This window comes from Paenibacillus sonchi (assembly GCF_016772475.1).
In the GTDB taxonomy this organism is placed as follows: Bacteria; Bacillota; Bacilli; order Paenibacillales; family Paenibacillaceae; genus Paenibacillus_AQ; species Paenibacillus_AQ sonchi.
This window is the reverse complement of the sequence record NZ_CP068595.1, coordinates 5,695,919-5,715,850: the sequence shown is the minus strand read 5'-3', so window position 1 is coordinate 5,715,850 and position 19,932 is coordinate 5,695,919. Positions and strand designations below refer to the sequence as shown.

Genomic DNA, 19,932 nt, shown 5'->3' with positions numbered 1-19,932 from the left:
AGTTCTTTTTTTGTGTTATAACTTGATGCTGTATTCGGCGCAAGAGCATCCGGCCCAGCGGCCAGCCCTTTTCCATATACTCCTAGAAAAAACAAACCTTATTTCTGTAGTTCGCACCTTGTTGGAAGCGCTTAATCAGAAGATAATGAACCTATCACGAACACAGGGGGCATTGATTCATGGTCAACAGAAAAATGAAAACAACATTCACCGTCGCACTTACAGCTGCAATGGCATTAAGCGTTGCGGCATGCGGCAACTCCAACGACAACAGCAAGAATAATGCGGCGTCAAGCGCAGCACCTGACAAGACCAACAGCGGTACAGCAACGAACACAACGAAGAGTGACAAGAAGGTAACCATTACCTTCCAGAACATTTATCCCGATCCTACCACACCGTCCTACAAAATGGTGCATGAGTTGAGTGAGCAGTACGAGAAAGAGCATCCGAACATCAAGATCGAACTGGATACGCTGAACACCGACCAGCAAAAGGTGAAGCTCAAAACCCAGGCGGCTTCCAAAGAGGTCCCGGACATTACCATCGTGAACCCGGCTGCACAAATGAAACCGTTTGTAGATGCCGGATTGTTCGCTCCGCTGAACGACATGCTGGACCAGAACGGACTGAAAGACACTTACCAAACGGGACTGCTGGATTACTACAGCTTTGACGGCAATGTATACGCGCTGCCGGACGGTAACAATATCGAAGTGGTGTTCTACAACAAAGATTTGTTCGCTCAGGCTGGAATCGCTAATACACCAACCACCTTTGAAGAAATGCTTAAAGATGTGAAAATCCTCAAAGACAAAGGCATTACGCCACTGGCCATCGGTGAAAAAGATTCCTGGACGGGCTCCTTCCTGTTCATGAACATTCTGCTTCGCACCAACGGCGGCCCCGGTTTCCTGCAGGACGTTATGGATGGCAAGAAAACTTTTGAAGATCCTGCTTTTGTAGAAGCAGTAGACGCTTTCCAGCAGCTGGTTCAAGCGGGCGCATTCCCTGATGGCGCAACCTCCATCGACGCCAATGCCGGCGGCAACATCTTCAAATCCGGTAAAGCGGCAATGTGGGTCATCGGTTCATGGGAAACAGGCGCAGTTGATGCTTCTTCCGTAGCCGGCAAAGTAGGAGCTTTCCAATTCCCTACAGTGAACGGCAAAGGCGACCCGAACGAATTCATGCTGGCACCAGGCAGCGCATTCGCGGTGTCCGCGGGCAGTGAGCATCTGCAGGAAACCAAAGATTTCCTCAATTTCTTCGCCAGCAATCTGCCTAAGAAACAATTTGAATTGAAAAACGCTGTAGGTTTGGGCCAAAAAGTAGACGGCGACCTCAAAGCAGCCGGTTACTCCGATCTGGCGATCACTATCGCAGGCCTGTTCAACCAGGTGAAAGGCGGCGACCTTTCGTTCGACAACACCATGAACCCGGCAACCTCGCAGGTGCACCTCAGCAGCATCCAGAACCTGTTCGTGCAGAAAATGGATTCCGCTGCCGTAGCCAAAGAACATCAAACCGCTTTTGAAGCTAATAAATAAGCAGACCTAAACGTTCACCTTCGGTGCGAAGCAAGCTGATTCCGGCTTCTTCGCACCAAATTTATCACAAGAAATCACATCAGCTATAGACAAAGAATCTGCTTGTTTAGGAGGCGGGAACGATGAAAGTACTTAAGGTGCCAGCACGCACAATAGCCGTCTTCGTATTGCCATGTCTGCTTTTGTATGTGTGCCTAGTGTTTATCCCCATACTGGTTTCACTGTACACCGGTTTATTGAAATGGGACGGCCTAACGTCTGCCCAGTTTGTCGGATTCGGCAACTTCAAAGATATGTTCTTCAATGACCCTGTGTTCTGGCCGTCGGTAAGAAGAACCTTGCTCTACGCTGTAGCATCTATGCTGGAAATACCCCTTTGCCTGGGTATGGCTATTCTGCTTAACCGTTATGTTAGAAGAGGAAACACCCTGGTTTCGATCTACTTCACACCGGTCATTCTGTCTGTCGTCATTATTGGGCAGCTGTGGAAAACGGTCTACAACCCCGCGTCCATGGGCGGTATGCTTAACGGCGTTCTGATCTCGCTGGGACTGGACAGCTGGACACATAACTGGCTTACCGAGCCCAAAATTGCCATGTTTGCGCTATATTTCGTCTCCTTGTGGCAGTTCTTCGGCTACCATCTGCTGATCCAGTACACCGGCGTGCAGAATATTCCGGACGAGCTTTATGAAGCGGCAAAAATCGACGGGGCGGACGGATTCAAAGCGGACCGCTATATCACCCTTCCGCTGATTGTCCCGATCTTCAAAATATCGATTGTACTGGCGTTTATCGGTTCCCTGCAGGCCTTCGATCTGGTAATGGTTATGACCGCCGGGGGTCCGGCTCATGCAACCGACGTCATCTCTACGCATATGTACAACAGCTCATTTATGTCATTGAAGTATGGATACGGCAGTGCGATTGCCAGCTTCCTGGTTATAGTCTGTCTGGTCTTCACCGGATTCATCAATACGATATTCAATAGAATCGAACGCAAATTCAATTAGAAAAGGAGTGCGCGATCATGCGAAAATTCAAAAAAGGAATCGTGTATCTTCTTTTCGCAATTCCTGTGGTTACCCAGCTGTATCCTTTGCTCTGGCTGGTGCTGTATTCACTGAAGACCAACGAAGAGATTATGGACGGCAGCTTTTTCTCCTTCCCCAAATCCTTTCAATGGCATAACTACAGTGAAGCTTATACTTCCGGCAGCTATCTGAAATACTTGTCCAACAGCGTGTTTGTTACCGGTGTTACAATGATCTGCGTCATTGTGCTGGCCTCCATGGTGGCTTATGCCATTTCGCGTTTCCGCTGGAAATACGGAAATGTCGTCATGACCATTTTCCTGATGGGCATGATGATTCCGATGCAGGCGACCCTGCTGCCGCTGATGATTATTTTCAAAAATATTCACGTGCTGAACACGCATTTATCTCTGATTCTGCCTTACATTGCCTTTTCCACACCGATTGCCGTGTTCATCCTCTCCGGGTTCATGAGAGATATCCCGCATGAAATTGAGGAATCGGCGTTTATCGATGGAGCGAGTGTATACCGGATTTTCCGCAGCATTATTTTGCCGGTGTCGATCCCGCCGGTGATGACGGTGTGCATTCTGACCTTCATCAACATCTGGAATGAATATATCCTGGCGGCAACCTTTATTTCTTCCGAGAAGCTCAAGACACTGCCATTTGGGGTGTACACTTTTGTCAGCCAATATTCAGTCAATTACGGCAACATCGGGGCATTCCTGGTCATGGGCGCACTGCCGGTTATCCTGATCTACTTCTTCCTGTCGAACAAAATTACCAAAGGGATGGTAGCAGGTGCGGTCAAAGGCTAACCGCCATTGCAAATGAAATTATCATGGATTTATAATAAGGAACGGCAGGACAGGGTGTTGAAAGGAGAGAGTCCATTGAAGAGCGGCTTTCATTCCATCCATCATCGGTTGTTCTTGCTGTTTCTTTTTTGCATGTCCAGTATTCTGCTTATCGTCAGCTTGCTGTACTATAACCGGACTACTGTGCAGCTGCATGAGAAGATCAGTGATTTGTCGCAAAAAAATGTCTCCCAGACGGCCGGGCTGTTCAGCCTGCTCTATAAAGGGTATGACTCACTCTCCAAATCACTCAGCAACAACTTCGAGATGATTCGTTTGATTAATGAAACAACGGATGAACCGGCGGTAGCCTACATCAACGAGCAGACCATTACCAATATCATCGGCTCGATTTTTTATTCTCGGGACGACCTGGTAGGTATTCATGTCATTACAGACAAGGGCAAAATCTATAATTATGGGAATTACATGAATGTAGTCGACCCCAATTACCACAGTCAGGACTGGTACAAGCAGCTTCAAGCCTCATCCGGAAAAATGGTCTGGCTCGGCGTATATCAGCATTCGCTGATCGACCAGGTGGAGGATAGCCCGGTGTTTGCTTTTGGCCGGCAGATCTATGATCTGAATGAACATAAGCCGATCGGCATTGTTCTCTACGAAACAAATCCCCAGCCTGTGCTGGACGCTCTGGAGAACCTCAAGCTGGGTGCGCACAGCCAGGTGTATCTAATGTCGGAGGATGGACGGTTTGTGACTTCGGCAACGGACCCGGCGCCTGTGCTGGAAACACTGCCTTCCCTGAAGAACTTCCAGCATCAGATTGTCCGGCAGGAAGCGGGCCGTCTGGTGGTGGCCTCGAAGCTGTCCTTTTCGGGATGGTGGGTTATGAGTATTACACCGGATCAGGATCTCAACGTTGAGTTGAACGAGATGAAGCGCTATCTGCTGATCGTGATCTCGATTCTGATCATTGTTTCAACGCTAATCGCTTCCATGGTTTCTAAGACCATTTCCTCGCCGCTGAAGAAGCTGATCCGCGAGATGAGGCAGGTGGAGATCGGGAACTTCCGGGGGATGGTCAATGTGTCGTCCTATCAAGAGATCAATATTCTCGTCGCGTCCTTTAACCGGATGGTCCGGCGGATTGAGGAATTGATCGAACGCATGAAGCTGTCTTCCGTCAGTGAAAAAAATGCCGAGCTGCACGCGCTGCAGTCCCAGGTCAATCCGCATTTCCTCTATAACACGCTGGATATGATCTACTGGATGCTGGATGAGGAGGGGAATGAGCAGCTGGGCGAGCTGGTACTCTCCCTGTCCTCCATGTTCCGTTACAGCAGCCAGTGGGAGGATGCCGCAGCGGTTACGCTGCGTGAAGAGCTGGAGCAGATCGGACATTATCTGAAGATTATTTCCATCCGTCTGGAAGGAAGACTGAAGATTGTTATGGACATCGACGAGCGCTGGTTAAATATCCGCGTTCCGAAGATGACCGTCCAGCCAGTTATTGAGAACGCCGTCAAGCATGGGCTCGAATCCCTCAGCCGCCAAGGGGTACTGAAGGTCTACACCCGTGAAGAGGATTCCATCCTCAAATTGATTGTGGAGGACAATGGAGAAGGGATGAGTACCGGTGAGCTGGAGCGCCTGCTGCTGTCTCTAAGCGGGGACAGTCCCAAAGAAGGCGGCAAAGGCGGCATCGGCCTGCAAAATCTGCACCGCCGCCTGCAGCATATGTTCGGAGAGGAATACGGCCTGCAAATCCAGAGCTTTCCCGGAGAAGGGACTCAGGTGGCCATTGTGCTGCCGATTAGGCTGGAAGGAGATACATTTACGTGAATATTCTCGTAGCCGATGACGAACGGGTAATACGTGAAGGCATCAGACGTACTATCGGACAGATCAGTCCGGATCATCAGGTTTTTGTGGCGGCCAAAGCCGAAGAAGCGGTCCGAATTATGGAAGAACAGCGGATTCACATCGTTCTGACCGATATTCTGATGCCGGGGATGAGCGGCCTTGAATTCATGAAGATATCAAAGCGCCGTTATCCTTATGTAAAATGGGTTGTGATCTCGGCGCATAGCGAATTCTCTTATGCCCAGGAAGCGGTACGTCTCGGGGCAAGGGATTACCTGCTTAAGCCCATCGGCAAAAATAAGCTGCTGGAATTGATCAATAACCTGACTGCTGAAATTGAGCAGGACAATGATATATCCAGGCAGGGCGAGAGGTTGAAGGCGAGTCTGCGGTTTTTGAGGGAAGGCGTATTTCAGCGTCTGGCTTCAGGGCTGGATATCGGGAATCTGGACATTGAGCCTTTCATTGAAGATTACAAGCATTTCTATATGGTGATGGTGCAGCTGGATGCGGAGGACAGAAGCATCCGGCTGGAGCATTTCATTGTCGAGAATGTGCTGTCTGAACTCATTGAGCTGCACGGGCGCGGGTTCGTCGTCAGCTATGACCGGCAGAGTCTGCTGGGCCTCATTACCCTGCGGGAGGATGCGGTGATTCAGCAGTTCCAGAATGAGGTCAAGGAGCATCTTACCCATTATCTAAAAATTCCTTTTCAAGTGATCCACTCTGGTCTTAGCCACGATTTCAGCACGGTTCCGCAGGTCGTCAAGCGGATGAGAGAAGCCTCGGCATCACAGGTGCTGGAGCTTGAGCCGATGAAGGGGAGCGGTGAAAAAGCGATAGATGTTGCCCTGCATTATATCAAGGAGCATTTCCATGAAGACCTGTCGCTGGAGAAAATGGCTTCCGTGGTGTTCCTGAATCCGGCATATTTCAGCCAGCTGTTCAAGCAAAAGACCGGGCAGGGCTACAAAGAGTATGTGACCTCGCTGCGGCTGGAACAGGCCAAGCTGCTGCTGCTTAATCCGCGGCTGAAGCTGGCGGAGATCGCTGAGCGGGTGGGGTACCAGGACATGAAGCATTTTACCCAGATGTTCCGCAAACGATACCAGTTAACGCCTACAGAGTACCGCCAGCAGCAGAATATCAATATTCTGCTGAGCAAAGGAACGCCGCCGCAATAGAACCCGCCCGGCCGGGGGCATATAAAAAGGAAGCAGCTGCCGGTTTCGAAACCGGTTTCTGCTTCCTTTTGTAAAGATAAGAATTACTAGATGTTGTTGAAGCTGTTGAAGGTATTGAAGCCACCGTCGTAGTCGTTCAAGAAAATAACAGCAACGATGATGAGCGCAATAATAACCGCATAAATAATGGTGCCTACAATCCCGCAGACCAGACCGGCGATAGCCATGCCTTTGCCTTGCTCATAACGGGTGCGGATCTCCTTGAGAGAAATCGCGGAGAGGATAATGGCAATAATTCCGAATAATAGACCGATATAAGGGGTGACTACCGACAAAATCCCGAGCACCAGCGCGGCAACCGACTTGCCGTTCGTCTTGGCGGGCGGGGGTGGCGGTGTGTAATACTCCTGATTTCCAAATGGCGGCGGTTGATAACTCATGTAATAGCTCCTTTTAAAAAATTTGTGTGAACCCATGCTCCAGTGTATTATATAATATTTTCCAACCGGAGATGCGTTAATTTGTCTTTTCTTTATATCGGCTGATCTATGTAGTTCCTTCTCAATTTTACTACAAAATCATGCTCATGACTTCAATAATATTGTCGAAAATGATCTAATCCGCGCATCAATGAAAAAAACTGCACCTGCGTCACTGCCGGACGAAAGTGCAGCTTATTGTCAACTACGTTTCATTTTTAGTAACTCCGTTTAAGCTTGGCACATAGTCAGCGGCTTTATTGTTGGTCACCATTTGAGGCTCCTCGGTGAGATGATCGTGATTCTGCTGATTGTTTTTCTTATCCGCACGGTTATTGGCGCGGTCGTACTTGGAATCTGCACTGTTTTTGGGCATGACGTTCACCTCCATCTCTGAAACTTAGTATGAGACGGTGTTTTGTATTTTATCCTAAGCTTCCAGTTCATCTTGAACAGGGGGCTTTGGGGTATTATCTATATGAATGATGCTGCTATAATATATTTCCGAATACAACCTGGGCGATTTGAGAAATAAACGCAAGGAGGGTGAAGAACATCGCTGAAAAAACTAAAATTGTCCAAGTGGTTCCATATGATCCCGCATGGAAAAAGGAATTCACTAGGCTGCGCGACTATTTACTGGAAATCACCGGAGATTTAATCATCGCTGCTGAACATGTCGGCAGCACCTCCGTCGAGGGATTGTCGGCGAAACCCATCATCGATATTGACTTGGTAATGGAAAGCTACGAGGTTTTCCCGGAGATTGTTCAAAGGTTAAGCCAATATGGATATGTTCATCAGGGCGATCTTGGAATTGAGGGCAGGGAAGCTTTCCGGCGCGAGCAGGAAGACGGCTTCATGAAATATCATCTGTATGTATGCCCCAAGGATGGCAAAGGGTATCTGGAGCATATCGCGTTGCGGGACTATATGAGGCTCAACCCGGCAGCCGCCAGGGAATATGAGGAAGTGAAGGTGAAGCTGGCCAAACAGTTCCGTTATGACATCGATGCTTACTGCGAGGGGAAGACAGAGGTAGTGCATTCTATTCTGAGGAAGGCTGGACATATTATTTGAATAATCAGCACCCTATACTGAAAATGTACAAGTAGGGCGGATGAGAAGTTCTTTAATAAACCATTTTCATTCCATGGATAGGAATTACTTGTATTTATGTGAGTTTGATGGTAAATTATAGATATAAGTTTGGGCTTCAATTGGAGCCCAAGGATCACCTCAACCGACTGAAGTTGCAAGGCAAAAAGGAGCATTTCCCCCGATGCTCCTTTTTGTATGCGTTTTGTTGATCTTAGTGATAGGTCCCTGGACGGGTTGACCTAGTGAAGAAGAGCCGACCGCTATGGGTTGGCTCTATTTTTATTTTTTTCACTGCAATGGCTTTAACGCCTTTATGTCATCCTCTGATAAACCTGAAGCTTCTGCGATTACAGACGGATCGACATTGAGAGCAAGCAGTTTTCTGGCCACTTCTTTTTTGGCTTCAGCTTCTCCTTCAGTCTTTCCCTTAGCCATTCCCTGGGCTTCACCTTCAGCACGCGCTCGTCTTGCTGCTGTCTCAGCTGCTTCATACATGGACGCTTCGTCATGCAGATACTTCTGGCGGTCTTCATACTGTCTGCGTGCTTCCAAATCCTGACTTAGAAATTCTAACGTATCCATCCATAAATTAATGATCTTTAGGATCGGGAGTTACACTGAAACGGACCTGTATGCAAGGGAATGGAATTACCCGGAGGGGATTGCTTATGAACAGAATATTATTAATTGAGGGTGAAAGAAATTCGCCCGTTTCATCGAGCTGGAGCTGCGGCATGTGTCTATTCGGTAACACTCGTGCAGGACGGGCTAGTGGTCTGAGGCTTGCCCTGGAGGAAGCCTGGGATTTGATTTGTCGATCTGACGCTTCCGGGGCTGAACGGAATAGAGCTATGCCGGCGTCTCCGCCAGGAGAAGCAAACTCCGGTCATTATGATTACAGCCCGGTACGGATTGTCGATAAAATCAACGGACTGGACAGCGGAGCGGATGATTACATCCGCCAAACCCTTTGCGATAGAGGAACTGCTTGCACGTATGAGATCGCTTTTGCGGAGAACAGGTTCATGTGTCAGGGGCAACTGCTGGTATGTCAGGATCTTCAGTTGGATCCCTTGGGCACGACGCTTACCAAAAGCGGAGAAGCGCTTGATCTGACCAAACGCCAGTTTGATATCCTGCTGGTGCTGATGCAGAATATGGGACGTGTGATGACCCGTGAGAAGCTGATGGAGTCGGTATGGGGCTATGAAACAGATGTGGATATGAAAGAGTTGACGTGTATATCAGCTATTTGAGGGGCAAAATCGACACGCCCGGAGAGCCAAGCATCGTACAGACCCTGCGCGGCTTGGGATACGTGATCCGCAAATGAACAGGCTTACCGGGCTGCTCTCACGGCTGTCGGTCCGCTGGAAGCTGGCCATCTGGTCTCCTTATTGCTGTGCGTGCTGTTTCTCGGTTATAACGGGGTGCAGTATTTTGTGATTAACCACTGGATGTTCCATCGGATGCAGGATGCTATCCATAAGAATGTGGAGGAAATTCAGGAGTATTTCAAAGCAGGGAGTGGAACGGTATAGAAAGATTGCGGGCAGCCGCTCTTTTATTGAAAGCATCAATGAGAGCCATCAGATGATCCGTATACTGAATGCTAATGGAACCGATATTAACGGTATCAGATCAGCTGCCGGAGGATTGGGTCCAGCCACAGCCAGCTGTTATAACCGATACAACAAGTGTCTGGCACGAGGAAGAACATTTGCTGCTGATCCGAAGTCCGCTGCGGACAGCCAACTTCACCGGCACGATTGAGATTGTGAACAACCTGGAAAGCTCTGATCAACTAAGCGATTTGCTGTTGGGCGTTATGATTGCCGGCTGGCTTGGGGCCATTGTCATTAGCGCTGCCGGCGGCGTCTTTCTGTCCAGGCTGCTGCTGCGGCCGATACAATCGTTAAGCGACACCATGATGAGCATTAAGCAGAACGGCCTGCAGGAGAGGGTGGGCGTCCCGGGCAGCAATAATGATGAGCTGGCACAGCTGGCGAGAGTGTTTAATGATCTGATGGAGCAGCTCGAAACCTCTTTTTACAACCAGAAACAGTTCGCCCAGGATGCCTCCCATGAATTGCGGACACCGATTTCCATTATCGAGGGTCATATTTCACTGCTTAGCCGCTGGGGCAAACATGATCCGGAGATTCTTGAAGAGTCGCTGAAAGTATCGTTACAGGAATTAGGCAGGCTGAAAGCAATTGTCAATGAACTGCTGGAGCTTACCCGGGCTGAAGAGAAGAGCAGGGAGCCGCATGACTTTCCATGTGAAGTTCAGGACACTCTTCAATACACCCTGCGGAATTTTGCCCTGCTGCATCCCGATTTCGAGTTCACACAGGATTTGAATAAGCTGGATGGGGCAGTCATTCACATTTTACCGAATCATCTGGAGCAAATTCTGCTGATCCTTCTGGACAACGCCGTTAAATATTCCGGATCGCTGCGGGCTATCCGATTGAATGGAGTGGTGGTGCGATCACAGGTTCAGATCCGTGTTGAAGACAGCGGAATTGGAGTACCTGAGAAGGATTTGCCTTTGGTATTCCAACGCTTCTATCGTGTGGACAAGTCCAGAAGCCGGGAACAAGGGGGAAGCGGCCTGGGGCTGGCTATCGCTGAGCGCCTGGTTGCAAAATACGGCGGCAGCATTGCAATAGCCAGCGAGCCCGGGCAAGGAACGGCGGTAACACTCACTTTTCCCATTGTACAGAGGCTTAAGCCCAATGGATGGTTCTGAAGTGGGAGATGAGCAATAAGGTAGGATAAGGAGGGATAGCATGCACCAATTATTGAACGCTATAACCGATGCTGCTCTAAATCTTGTTAGTTCGCTGGGAATCTGGGGGATCTGGATCGGGATGGTGCTGGAGAGCGCCTGTATTCCCATTCCCAGCGAGGTCATCATGCTCAGCGGGGGGCTGCTGATTGCCAGAGGAACGTTATCCTTTCCAGAGGTGGTAGCTGCTGGAGTGCTGGGGAATCTGATGGGTTCGATTGCAGCTTTCTATGTAGGGATGCATGGCGGCAGAAAATTGCTGGAGAAGTACGGGAAATATATTCTCTTTAACTCCCGTCACCTGGAGCAATCCCAGCGCTGGTTCGACCGCTACGGGGAGAGTACGGTATTCTTCACCCGAATGCTGCCCTTTATCCGCACCTTCATCTCATTGCCCGCAGGAATCGCCGGAATGAAGACCGGGAAGTTTATCTTTTTTACCGCACTTGGCTCTCTGCCCTGGAATATTGCGCTGGTCTATCTGGGATACCGGCTGGGAGACAATTGGACAATCGTTGAGAAGTACATGCGCCCGGTAAGCTATGCCATTTGCGGAGCTGTCGTTATCCTGATCATTCTATGGCTGGTGCGGCGGAGAAAAGAACGTACCGTATAAACGGGCTAGCCCAGTCTACTCCTGCCGCAGCATCGAGCGGTATTCACTAGGCGACATGCCGCTGAATTTGCGGAACTGCCTGGAGAAATACAAGGCATCGTTGAAGCCGACGGATGAAGCCACCTGATCAATTGTGAGCGTGCCGGTGAGCAGGCTTTTGGCTTTGTCCAGCCGCATTTTCAGCAGATACTGCTTGGGGGACAGACCTGTCTTCTGTTTAAAAGCTTTGGAAAGATGCGCCCGGTGGTAACCGAGCGTAGCCGCCATATGATCAATGCTGATCTGCTGATGGAACTGCAGCGAGATCCAGCGGATAGCCTGGTCAATCTGCCGGTCGATGATTTCCGGCAGCTCCTTTGGCCTGGCGGGCAGGAGGGCAAGGTTGTCCTGACCGAAATGGTGGAGCAGGAGCCTTGTCCAGCCCGAGGCCTCCAGACTTTCCAGGCGGGGATATGCAGACTGCTTGAAGCATATACGGATTCGTTCGTACAAGCTGTGCAGCTCGGATGTATTCTCTGTGTACAGCAGCGGCCGCTCCCGCGTAATGCCGATATCGGAGAGAAGTCCGGATACAGCTGTGCCTTGGAGCGCCACCCAGACATAATGCCAGGGGTTATGCTCATCCGCCTGATAGCTGAAAAGCGAACCGGGGAAGATCACAAAGGTATCGCCCTTCCGGCATTGCTGCGTGACCGTACTGCTCTGAAAGCTGCCCCCGCCATCCAAAACGGTATGGAGCAGATAATAATCATGCACGGAAGGGCCGATTTTATGGCCGGGATACGGCTTGCCTTCGCCGCTGAACAGAACGGCAAGGTCCTGTTCCTCCGGCAGCAGATTGAATCCGGCTTTAAAGTCATAATGTTCAGGAGTCATGGGCAGCCCACCTTTTTATTAGCTTGAGACGCACTATTGTCAGGCTACAACAGGAAAATCAAAAATGCAACAATTATCCATACTTCTCTTGTCTTTCTCCATATTCATTGTATACGCTAGCATCTATATTTATTAATGAATAGTGCAACTAATGAGGAGGAGAAACAGGAATGAACAAAATTACATTTATCGGTGCGGGGAGTACGGTTTTTGCTAAGAATGTGCTGGGTGACTGCATGGGGACAGCAGCATTGCAGGGTTTTGAGCTTGCTCTGTTCGACATAGATTTGGAGCGGCTTGAGGATTCCAGAAGGATGCTGAATAATCTCAAGGCCAGTACGGGCAGCACTTGTATTGTGAAGGCCTACACGGACCGGAAGGAAGCGCTGCGCGGCGCCAAGTACGTGATCAATGCGATTCAGGTAGGCGGTTATGATCCGTGTACGATTACAGACTTTGAGATTCCTAAGAAATACGGACTCCGGCAGACGATCGCGGACACAGTCGGCATTGGCGGCATATTCCGCAACCTGCGCACCATACCGGTTATGCTTGATTTTGCCGCAGATATCCGTGAGGTATGCCCGGATGCTCTTTTCTTGAACTATACCAACCCGATGGCAGTGCTGACCAATGTAATGAACACCTATGGCGGAGTGCAGACGGTCGGGTTGTGCCACAGTGTGCAGCACTGTATTCCCGGCTTATTCGAGGCGCTAGGAATGGACCAGACAGGGGTGCAGGCGAAGATCGCCGGCATTAATCACATGGCCTGGCTGCTGGAAGTTACAAAGGATGGCGAGGATCTGTATCCGGAAATTAAGCGCCGTGCCGCTGAGAAGCAAAAAGAGCACCATCATGATATGGTGCGGTACGAAATGATGCTGAAATTCGGATATTACATTACGGAATCTTCAGAGCATAATGCGGAATATCATCCCTATTTCATCAAACGGAACTATCCTGAGCTGATCGAACGGTTTCAAATTCCGCTGGACGAATATCCGCGCCGGTGTGTGGAGCAGATCAGCAAGTGGAAGAAGATGCGCGAGGAGCTGGTTCATGATACAACGCTGCATCATGAACGCTCGCATGAGTATGCTTCGTACATTCTGGAAGCCATCGAAACCAATGTCCCTTTCAAAATCGGCGGCAATGTGCTGAACACCGGACTGATCACAAATCTCCCGCGGGAAGCCTGTGTAGAAGTGCCTTGTCTTGTCGATGCCAGCGGAGTCACTCCCACCTATGTTGGCGATCTGCCGCCGCAATGCGCTGCACTGAACCGCACAAATATTAATACGCAACTTCTGACCATTGAAGCGGCTATAACCGGTAAGAAGGAGCATATCTACCACGCGGCGATGCTGGACCCGCATACATCCGCCGAGCTGTCGATGGATGATATTGTAGCCATGTGCGACGATTTGATAGCTGCCCATGGCCAATGGCTTCCGGAGTTTAAATAGAACTGGACAACAGATCTGGAAAGGAAAAGGCCTGAGAAATCAGGCTTTTTTGGTATGTGGAGTTATGGGCTTAATCTTGACAAGCAAAAAAATAATGTATATATTAAATATATACACTAAATACAGTAAGTACAGAAGGTGCTGATGCCGCAACATGAACATTTTGATCTCGAGTACTTCCGGCGAGCCGATCTATGCGCAGATTACAGGACAGGTCCGCCAACTGATTCTTCAAGGTGAACTGGTCTCCGGGACGCCGTTGCCATCCATCCGCCAGCTTGCCAAAGAGCTGCAGATTAGCGTCATCACTACCAAACGTGCATATGAAGAGCTGGAACGGGAAGGGCTCATTAACTCTATCGTCGGCAAGGGATCGTTCGTATCCGGGGCAGATCAGGAATTCATCCGGGAACAACGGCTGCGGATTATGGAGGGGAAGCTGAAGGAAATTATCGACGAGAGCAGGCTTTTGGGAATGGAATATACCGAGCTTGCGGAAATGCTTAAACTGCTCTATGAGGAGGAAAAAGAATGAGCGACGTCATTAAGCTGCAGGGCTTAAGCAAAAGCTATGACCGTTTTGAACTGCGCGATATTTCGCTTGGTATTAAGGAGGGTTATATTACGGGGCTGATCGGCCCGAATGGGGCGGGCAAAACAAGCCTGATCAAAATGATTATGGGCATGGTCTATCCGGACCAGGGTGAAATCCAGCTGTTCGGGCAGAACCATATGCAGCATCAGGCGGCGAACAAGGATCGGATTGGCTATGTGTCTGATGAAAATATCTATTACGAGCAACTTACGGTCAAAGATATGAAGCGGGTCACCGCCCCATTCTATACACGCTGGGATGAGAATACATACCAGAAGTACCAGGAGAAATTCAAGCTCCCGCCGGGCAAGAAGATCAAGGATCTGTCTAAAGGGATGAAAATCAAATTCTCGCTTGCGGTTGCCCTGTCACATGGAGCGGATCTGCTGATTATGGATGAGCCCACTTCAGGGCTGGACCCGATTTTCCGCAGGGAGCTGCTGGAACTGCTCAGTGAGCATATCCAGGATGAGAAGAAGTCGATTGTGTTTTCCACACATAACACAGCGGATCTGGACCGGATTGCAGATTATATTGTTTTTATTAATGAGGGACGCCTTGTCTTTAACGAGATGAGGGAGACGCTCACAGAGAAGTACCTGCTGGTTAAAGGCGGAAAGGAACTGCTTGACCGGGACGTCCGGCGCTGGTTCATCGGCCTCCGCGAGAGCGGAGTGGGGTTTGAAGGACTGATTGGCAACAGGGTGGAAGGGGAACGCTACTTCAAGGATACTGCCATTTGCGAGACTCCTACGCTGGAGGAGATCATGTATTTTACCGTAAAAGGAAGTGAAGCTCATGTATAGCTCGTTCTATCTGATCCGCAAGGATTTTATCCTGACGCGCAAGTATTTGTTGCTGCTGCTTCTCTTTTATATGGTTATAGGCTATTCGAATCAGGATTCTTACATAGTGTCTGCGCTGCTCCCCTCCATGCTGATGCTGATGAACGCCTGCTCCCTGGATGTGCAGCATAATAACCAGCGGTTCCTTGTCAGTCTTCCACTGCCCCGTCATCAGCTCGTGCTGGCCAAATACTTGAGTCTGCTGCCGTATGCTGCAATCAGTCTGATCAGTACGCTGCTTATTTATCTGGCCGGGGTTGCAACAGGGCGAGCTATTGAACCGATTGCCTGGAGAGATTTATTGCTTATGATCGCATGTTTCCCGCTTCTTGCTGCGTTTTATTTACCACTATACTACTGGCTGGGGCAAAAAGGGATGCAAATTGTAAATATGATCTTCATGATGCTGGTCATGTTCGGCTTCACTGCATTATCCAGTGTAACCCCAAAATTACCCGGACTGTTTGACTGGATAAACTCGGGAACCAAGGACAATATCGTATTGTGGGCTATCGGCGGTGTGGCCTACCTATTCTTGCTCTATTGCTCTTATCTCATTTCGTTACGGTTTTTTGTTAAGAAAGATATTTAACTTGAATAGCACCCCTCTAGAATTAACATTGGAACAAACCCCTGGTTTATCCGATGAAATTCTAGGAGGTGCTTTTGCTTTGCTATGGACAAAAGGGGTGATGAATACTTGCTATTGATCCTGCCTGCACGCCCTTGAAGCCTATCAACAGAGCTTTAATGAAGAATGTCATATCCCTCCGGTTGCGAACATGATACTTTGTTCAAAAGTTTTGAATGAACCAGAGGGGGCTTGAATATGATTACGCCACAGACGCTTGAAGAGTACTATGTCAGGATTGGCCGGCTGAAACAGAGATATTTACAGCAGCGTTTTGCGGATGACCTGCCTGTGTTTACCTCCCACGAAGAGGCCGCTGCCTGGTTCCGCAGTCTGTTTGCAGACGATTTCATCTTCGTTGAAGAAATGGATGCTGCCAATTCTGAGAAATACTATCTCTATGATATTATTCATGACAGGGAGATCTGGGAGCGCCGGCAAAAAGATTTGATAGAAAAGGGCACCGCCAACAGTATTGGTATGCTGCTCTGCACCCAGCGGGTTGATATCTATGCGGATGGATTGGTGGAAATGGCATTTTGATCATTGATCGACACCATTCATTGGACTATAAACATAACATCGTATTCACAAGGTCAACATCAGAACCCTGCTGGCCGCCGATGGCTGCTTGACAGAAATCTGCGGAATGCGCATAATGGGATAGAATGATCGTTCTAGTGAGCGATATTTTTTTGCACAAAATTAGAATGATCATTCGATCTAATGATATAAGGAGGTTTTATAATGGCTAACAAGACAATTTTTATTACTGGAACAAGCACCGGATTGGGGAAGCTGACCGCAATACATTTTGCCAAGCTGGGTTGGAATGTTGCCGCAACAATGCGTACGCCGGAACGGGAGGAGGAGCTTCAGCAGTACGGGAATGTGAAGCTGTTCAAGCTGGATGTGACAAAGGTGGACCAGGTTCAATCGGCTGCAGACCAGGCAATCGCTGCATTCGGCAGGATTGATGTGGTGGTCAACAATGCGGGAATGGGCACCTATGGACCGCTGGAGCTTGCCGAGGAAAAGGATATCGATTGGCAGTTTGCCGTAAATACGCGGGGTCCGATTAACATCATCCGCAAGTTCGTCCCCCATTTCAGAGCAAGCGGCGGAGGGATGTTCATTAACATCAGCTCTTTTATGGGTGTAACTACTGCAGTACCGCTGGGGTCTTTGTATAACATGTCCAAATTTGCGCTGGAAGGCTTAACTGAAGGGCTGTATTATGAGCTGAAGCCCCAGAATATTGAACTCCGGCTGATTGAACAGGGCGGGTCCTCCGGCAACAACTTCCAGAACAATATTGTATGGAACAAGGACCCGAATGTGAACGTTTATGATGAAATGATCGGCAAGGTTGCAGGAATGATGCAGCATGCAGACAGCAGCCGGCTTGATGATCCGCAGATCATTGTCGATGCGATAGCAGCTCTGGCGACAGGAGAGAGCAGCAAATTCCGTACCGTCATTGGAGAAGACGGAAATAACCTTCTCGCCATGCGGAATTCGGTACCCATTGAGCAATATCTGGAGACTATCGCGCAGGGTTACAAGTAAACAGCTTGACAAGGGGAAGGTCATGCCTTAAATTAGAATGAATGTTCTGTCTAATGATACGTTCATCTTTTAATTAGGAGGTAAGCCTTTTGTTCGACAAGTACAACAAGGTACAGAAAGCCGTTCTTGAAACTACGCTTGCGCTGATTATCGAGAAGGAGCTCCAGGCTACATCCATGTCTTTGATTGCCAAGAGATCCGGGATCTCTACGGGAAGCATTTATCATTATTTTGAGAGCAAGGAAGCCATTATCAATGAGCTGTACAAGGGCATTGTCAGCTTCAACGGTCTAGTGGTGCTGGAAGGTTTCTTCACGGATGAGCCGATTCGTACGCGGCTGGAGCGGGCATGGGAGAATCTGATCCGGGTATCCCTGAAGTACCCGCAGGGCTTTCAGTTCATCGAGCAATATTCTTTTTCCCCATATATCTATGACGAAGTGAAACAGGCAGCATATGAGGAAGGCTGGTGTACGCCGCTGGAAAAAGTGTACCAGGAGGCCATCGAAGCTAAGCTGTTCCGGCCTATGGAGCCTAAATTCATGGTACAAATGCATTACGGGTCTATCGTATATACCGTCAAAGCCTCGCTGAGCCATTATCTGACGATGGATGAAGCAGCCATCCGGGCGCTGCTGGATTCCTTCTGGAAAAGCTTTAGTATATAAAAAACAAAACAGGCCAGTGATCATTTCTGATCATTTGGCCTGTTCTTTTAACGATTAATACACCCCAACCGCATTATACGCTTCGAGTTACAGCCGTAACCTGAGCCGAGCCTGCTCCAAACAGCTCAGTTGCAGATTGGATGACTGCTGCGCGGGCAGCGGAGAAGTCAGAAGAGGTGGTAAGGTAATAGACCAGTGCATTGTAATAGATTTGAACAGCGTCCTCGCGGCCAATTCCCGCTACTGTCACTCCGTTGAACGTACCACCCTGGGCAACCAGATAAAAGGCCTTGTTATTGATGCCGCTGTTCGTATGCACACCGCCGTTATCACTGGTACCGGTATACCGGTCGCTGTATTTGTCAGGCTGTCCGTAGAGCGTTGGATTGGCCAGTGAACGCAGTGCGTCACCTGGTATACCCGGTGTATAGACCTTATCACCTACCAGCCAGTTTTCCCCTTCGATGGAGTTTCCGATGATGTCGGAGAAGGATTCATTCAGAGCTCCCGGTTCGCCGTAGTATTCAAGATTGGCTGTATTTTCGGTTACGCCATGTGTAAGCTCATGCCCCACAACATCCAAGTCCCCGGATAAAAGAGTAAATACAGTACCGTCCCCATCCCCAAAGACGATCTGGGAACCATTCCAAAATGCGTTGTTATAGGAAGTATAATAGTGGACACTGGATCGAATCTGCAGCCCTTTGTTGTCTAGGCTGTTGCGCCCAAAGTGCTGGAGATAATAATCGTAGGTTCTTTCCGCATACGCATGGGCATCGACACCAGCTCTATCCGACCATACATTTGTAGAACTGGTCAGCAAAGAACCCGGAAGAGTGGTCCGGTTCTTGGCCGTGTAGGTAACGATGCCTTTACCCCGTGTGTTGTCATACAGCTGATAGGTCGAGCCGGAAAGCCGCGTCTCAAAAGTCTTAGTATCGCCGTTGACCCCCGTGCCCGTACCGGTCAGATCTTCCAGTATATTGTATTTGAACAGTACGGTTCCGTCTTCCGCAGAGATGAAGTACCGGATCCGCAGCGGCTCGGGTTCGAGCACATTAACTTCAGTCTTGTAAGCCAGTTTCGGCTCACCAGCCACGATAAAATAATACAAATCTGCTTCAGGCGTAATTTGCGCTTCGCCAAGCGGACCATACTGCTGGGTTGCATCAGTTACGGCAGCGGAGATAGCCTCGGTGTCGGATATGGTCTTGAGCTGAACAAGCGGCTGCGGAATGGTCTGATATACATTTTCAACTACAGTTCCGAGCAGTGAAGTAACGTTGCCGCTTTTGTCGATATGAAGTGTCTGATCCGCTCCATACACCGGTATTCCGTTAATATATTGGCTTAACCGATAGTGCTGGCTGCCTGTTTTGCTGTTTGTCTGCTGCTCCTTAATTTGAAATTTCCCACGGATGTTATCCTTGGAGGACAGATGCAGGTTGCCTTTGACACTTTCCAGGTAATTATATACCTGTTCCTCTGAACCATCACCCGCTGGAGTTTTCAACGACTGGTCCGTAATTGATATAGGGGAAGAACCAGTGAATAGCTCAGCGGGTTGACTGCGTTCAGTGCTCTCGGCTGCGATACCAACGGATGCAAATGAACCTAACGCTACAATGCCAGAAAGAAGGGATGCTAAACTTTTTTTCATAATAAATACTCCTCCGATCTAAAAAGTTGGTTTTAATCAGTGCCGAGTTCCTGCAGTCATTTTTTATCTGGCCTCTACTCAAGCTGCGATCTGGGATGTAAAGAAGAGCGGACACAACCCCTTTCGTGTTTCATGAAACTAATAACTACACTCTTAATCTACCAATAGAAAATTGTA

19 protein-coding genes and 2 pseudogenes are annotated in these 19,932 nt (G+C 49.0%); 16 read left to right on the top strand and 5 right to left on the bottom strand.

All coding sequences use genetic code 11. From position 1 onward, the window contains the following. The first annotated feature begins 179 nt into the window (after positions 1-179). The 5 genes from JI735_RS25470 (at position 180) to JI735_RS25450 (ending at position 6,452) form a co-directional block, all read left to right on the top strand. Positions 180-1,550, top strand: a complete 1,371-nt coding sequence (locus JI735_RS25470) for a sugar ABC transporter substrate-binding protein (protein WP_051051989.1) — start codon at positions 180-182, stop codon at positions 1,548-1,550. Between the two features lie 122 nt (positions 1,551-1,672). Beyond that, positions 1,673-2,563 carry a carbohydrate ABC transporter permease gene (locus tag JI735_RS25465; RefSeq protein ID WP_020431037.1) on the top strand — a complete coding sequence of 297 codons (891 nt, stop codon included), beginning with the start codon at positions 1,673-1,675 and terminating at the stop codon, positions 2,561-2,563. A gap of 17 nt (positions 2,564-2,580) precedes the next feature. Next, positions 2,581-3,405 (top strand): carbohydrate ABC transporter permease, encoded by an 825-nt coding sequence (locus tag JI735_RS25460; protein WP_020431035.1) that lies wholly within the window; start codon positions 2,581-2,583, stop codon positions 3,403-3,405. A gap of 75 nt (positions 3,406-3,480) precedes the next feature. Continuing rightward, a complete protein-coding gene (locus JI735_RS25455; RefSeq protein ID WP_039836838.1) occupies positions 3,481-5,247 on the top strand; it encodes a cache domain-containing sensor histidine kinase in 1,767 nt (588 codons plus the stop codon). Then, positions 5,244-6,452, top strand: coding sequence for a response regulator (locus JI735_RS25450; RefSeq protein ID WP_039836839.1), 1,209 nt, complete (start codon positions 5,244-5,246; stop codon positions 6,450-6,452). The genes JI735_RS25455 and JI735_RS25450 overlap by 4 nt, the downstream gene beginning before the upstream one ends. Positions 6,453-6,538: 86 nt before the next feature. Here JI735_RS25450 and JI735_RS25445 read toward each other — a convergent pair whose 3' ends face one another. Together JI735_RS25445 and JI735_RS25440 are read right to left on the bottom strand one after the other, a co-directional pair. Further along, positions 6,539-6,892: a DUF4190 domain-containing protein gene (locus tag JI735_RS25445; RefSeq protein ID WP_039836840.1), complete on the bottom strand. Its 354-nt coding sequence runs from the start codon at positions 6,890-6,892 to the stop codon at positions 6,539-6,541. A 244-nt stretch (positions 6,893-7,136) separates the two neighbouring features. Beyond that, positions 7,137-7,307 carry a hypothetical protein gene (locus JI735_RS25440; protein ID WP_020431030.1) on the bottom strand — a complete coding sequence of 57 codons (171 nt, stop codon included), beginning with the start codon at positions 7,305-7,307 and terminating at the stop codon, positions 7,137-7,139. Between the two features lie 170 nt (positions 7,308-7,477). Between JI735_RS25440 and JI735_RS25435 the strand changes: the two genes are divergently transcribed. After that, positions 7,478-8,011 carry a GrpB family protein gene (locus JI735_RS25435; protein ID WP_233476059.1) on the top strand — a complete coding sequence of 178 codons (534 nt, stop codon included), beginning with the start codon at positions 7,478-7,480 and terminating at the stop codon, positions 8,009-8,011. Positions 8,012-8,320: 309 nt separating this feature from the next. On the opposite strand, the pseudogene JI735_RS25430 reads toward JI735_RS25435, so the two are convergent. Further along, positions 8,321-8,614, bottom strand: a pseudogene (locus JI735_RS25430) (Rpn family recombination-promoting nuclease/putative transposase); the annotation flags it as partial. 86 nt (positions 8,615-8,700) lie between these two features. On the opposite strand from JI735_RS25430, the pseudogene JI735_RS38165 reads away from it, so the two are divergent. From JI735_RS38165 to JI735_RS25415, 3 genes and pseudogenes are all read left to right on the top strand, one after another. Continuing rightward, positions 8,701-9,365, top strand: a pseudogene (locus JI735_RS38165) (response regulator transcription factor). Positions 9,366-9,647: 282 nt separating this feature from the next. Then, positions 9,648-10,787, top strand: coding sequence for a sensor histidine kinase (locus JI735_RS25420; RefSeq protein WP_233476058.1), 1,140 nt, complete (start codon positions 9,648-9,650; stop codon positions 10,785-10,787). Positions 10,788-10,827: 40 nt separating this feature from the next. Further along, on the top strand, positions 10,828-11,442 hold the full coding sequence (locus JI735_RS25415) for a DedA family protein (RefSeq protein WP_039836845.1): 615 nt from the start codon (positions 10,828-10,830) through the stop codon (positions 11,440-11,442). 15 nt (positions 11,443-11,457) lie between these two features. Here the strand turns inward: JI735_RS25415 and JI735_RS25410 are convergent, their stop codons facing one another. Next, on the bottom strand, positions 11,458-12,318 hold the full coding sequence (locus tag JI735_RS25410; RefSeq protein WP_083886801.1) for an AraC family transcriptional regulator: 861 nt from the start codon (positions 12,316-12,318) through the stop codon (positions 11,458-11,460). 170 nt (positions 12,319-12,488) lie between these two features. Between JI735_RS25410 and melA the strand changes: the two genes are divergently transcribed. The 7 genes from melA to JI735_RS25375 all read left to right on the top strand — a co-directional run bounded on the left by melA (position 12,489) and on the right by JI735_RS25375 (position 18,095). Further along, the gene (gene melA, locus JI735_RS25405) at positions 12,489-13,787 is read left to right on the top strand and encodes an alpha-glucosidase/alpha-galactosidase (protein WP_039836847.1); all 1,299 of its coding nucleotides are present in this window, start codon (positions 12,489-12,491) and stop codon (positions 13,785-13,787) included. Positions 13,788-13,941: 154 nt separating this feature from the next. Then, positions 13,942-14,322: a GntR family transcriptional regulator gene (locus JI735_RS25400; RefSeq protein ID WP_020431018.1), complete on the top strand. Its 381-nt coding sequence runs from the start codon at positions 13,942-13,944 to the stop codon at positions 14,320-14,322. Continuing rightward, positions 14,319-15,188, top strand: coding sequence for an ABC transporter ATP-binding protein (locus JI735_RS25395; RefSeq protein ID WP_039836848.1), 870 nt, complete (start codon positions 14,319-14,321; stop codon positions 15,186-15,188). Before JI735_RS25400 ends, JI735_RS25395 begins: the two co-directional genes overlap by 4 nt. Then, positions 15,181-15,819 (top strand): ABC-2 transporter permease, encoded by a 639-nt coding sequence (locus JI735_RS25390; RefSeq protein WP_039836849.1) that lies wholly within the window; start codon positions 15,181-15,183, stop codon positions 15,817-15,819. The genes JI735_RS25395 and JI735_RS25390 overlap by 8 nt, the downstream gene beginning before the upstream one ends. A gap of 237 nt (positions 15,820-16,056) precedes the next feature. Continuing rightward, positions 16,057-16,401, top strand: coding sequence for a hypothetical protein (locus JI735_RS25385; protein WP_039836851.1), 345 nt, complete (start codon positions 16,057-16,059; stop codon positions 16,399-16,401). A 204-nt stretch (positions 16,402-16,605) separates the two neighbouring features. Next, positions 16,606-17,427 carry an SDR family oxidoreductase gene (locus JI735_RS25380; RefSeq protein WP_039836852.1) on the top strand — a complete coding sequence of 274 codons (822 nt, stop codon included), beginning with the start codon at positions 16,606-16,608 and terminating at the stop codon, positions 17,425-17,427. A gap of 89 nt (positions 17,428-17,516) precedes the next feature. Then, positions 17,517-18,095: a TetR/AcrR family transcriptional regulator gene (locus tag JI735_RS25375; protein WP_039836854.1), complete on the top strand. Its 579-nt coding sequence runs from the start codon at positions 17,517-17,519 to the stop codon at positions 18,093-18,095. A 73-nt stretch (positions 18,096-18,168) separates the two neighbouring features. Here JI735_RS25375 and JI735_RS25370 read toward each other — a convergent pair whose 3' ends face one another. After that, positions 18,169-19,755, bottom strand: coding sequence for a M4 family metallopeptidase (locus JI735_RS25370; RefSeq protein ID WP_202676560.1), 1,587 nt, complete (start codon positions 19,753-19,755; stop codon positions 18,169-18,171). Between the last annotated feature and the right edge of the window lie 177 nt (positions 19,756-19,932).

Bases quoted from the DNA above. Each gene is read 5' to 3' on its own strand.
- JI735_RS25470 (WP_051051989.1), top strand. From the start codon at position 180: ATGGTCAACAGAAAAATGAAAACAACATTCACCGTCGCACTTACAGCT.
- JI735_RS25465 (WP_020431037.1), top strand. From the start codon at position 1,673: ATGAAAGTACTTAAGGTGCCAGCACGCACAATAGCCGTCTTCGTATTG.
- JI735_RS25460 (WP_020431035.1), top strand. From the start codon at position 2,581: ATGCGAAAATTCAAAAAAGGAATCGTGTATCTTCTTTTCGCAATTCCT.
- JI735_RS25445 (WP_039836840.1), bottom strand. From the start codon at position 6,892: ATGAGTTATCAACCGCCGCCATTTGGAAATCAGGAGTATTACACACCG.
- JI735_RS25440 (WP_020431030.1), bottom strand. From the start codon at position 7,307: ATGCCCAAAAACAGTGCAGATTCCAAGTACGACCGCGCCAATAACCGT.
- JI735_RS25420 (WP_233476058.1), top strand. From the start codon at position 9,648: ATGGAACCGATATTAACGGTATCAGATCAGCTGCCGGAGGATTGGGTC.
- JI735_RS25415 (WP_039836845.1), top strand. From the start codon at position 10,828: ATGCACCAATTATTGAACGCTATAACCGATGCTGCTCTAAATCTTGTT.
- JI735_RS25410 (WP_083886801.1), bottom strand. From the start codon at position 12,318: ATGACTCCTGAACATTATGACTTTAAAGCCGGATTCAATCTGCTGCCG.
- melA (WP_039836847.1), top strand. From the start codon at position 12,489: ATGAACAAAATTACATTTATCGGTGCGGGGAGTACGGTTTTTGCTAAG.
- JI735_RS25400 (WP_020431018.1), top strand. From the start codon at position 13,942: ATGAACATTTTGATCTCGAGTACTTCCGGCGAGCCGATCTATGCGCAG.
- JI735_RS25395 (WP_039836848.1), top strand. From the start codon at position 14,319: ATGAGCGACGTCATTAAGCTGCAGGGCTTAAGCAAAAGCTATGACCGT.
- JI735_RS25390 (WP_039836849.1), top strand. From the start codon at position 15,181: ATGTATAGCTCGTTCTATCTGATCCGCAAGGATTTTATCCTGACGCGC.
- JI735_RS25385 (WP_039836851.1), top strand. From the start codon at position 16,057: ATGATTACGCCACAGACGCTTGAAGAGTACTATGTCAGGATTGGCCGG.
- JI735_RS25380 (WP_039836852.1), top strand. From the start codon at position 16,606: ATGGCTAACAAGACAATTTTTATTACTGGAACAAGCACCGGATTGGGG.
- JI735_RS25370 (WP_202676560.1), bottom strand. From the start codon at position 19,755: ATGAAAAAAAGTTTAGCATCCCTTCTTTCTGGCATTGTAGCGTTAGGT.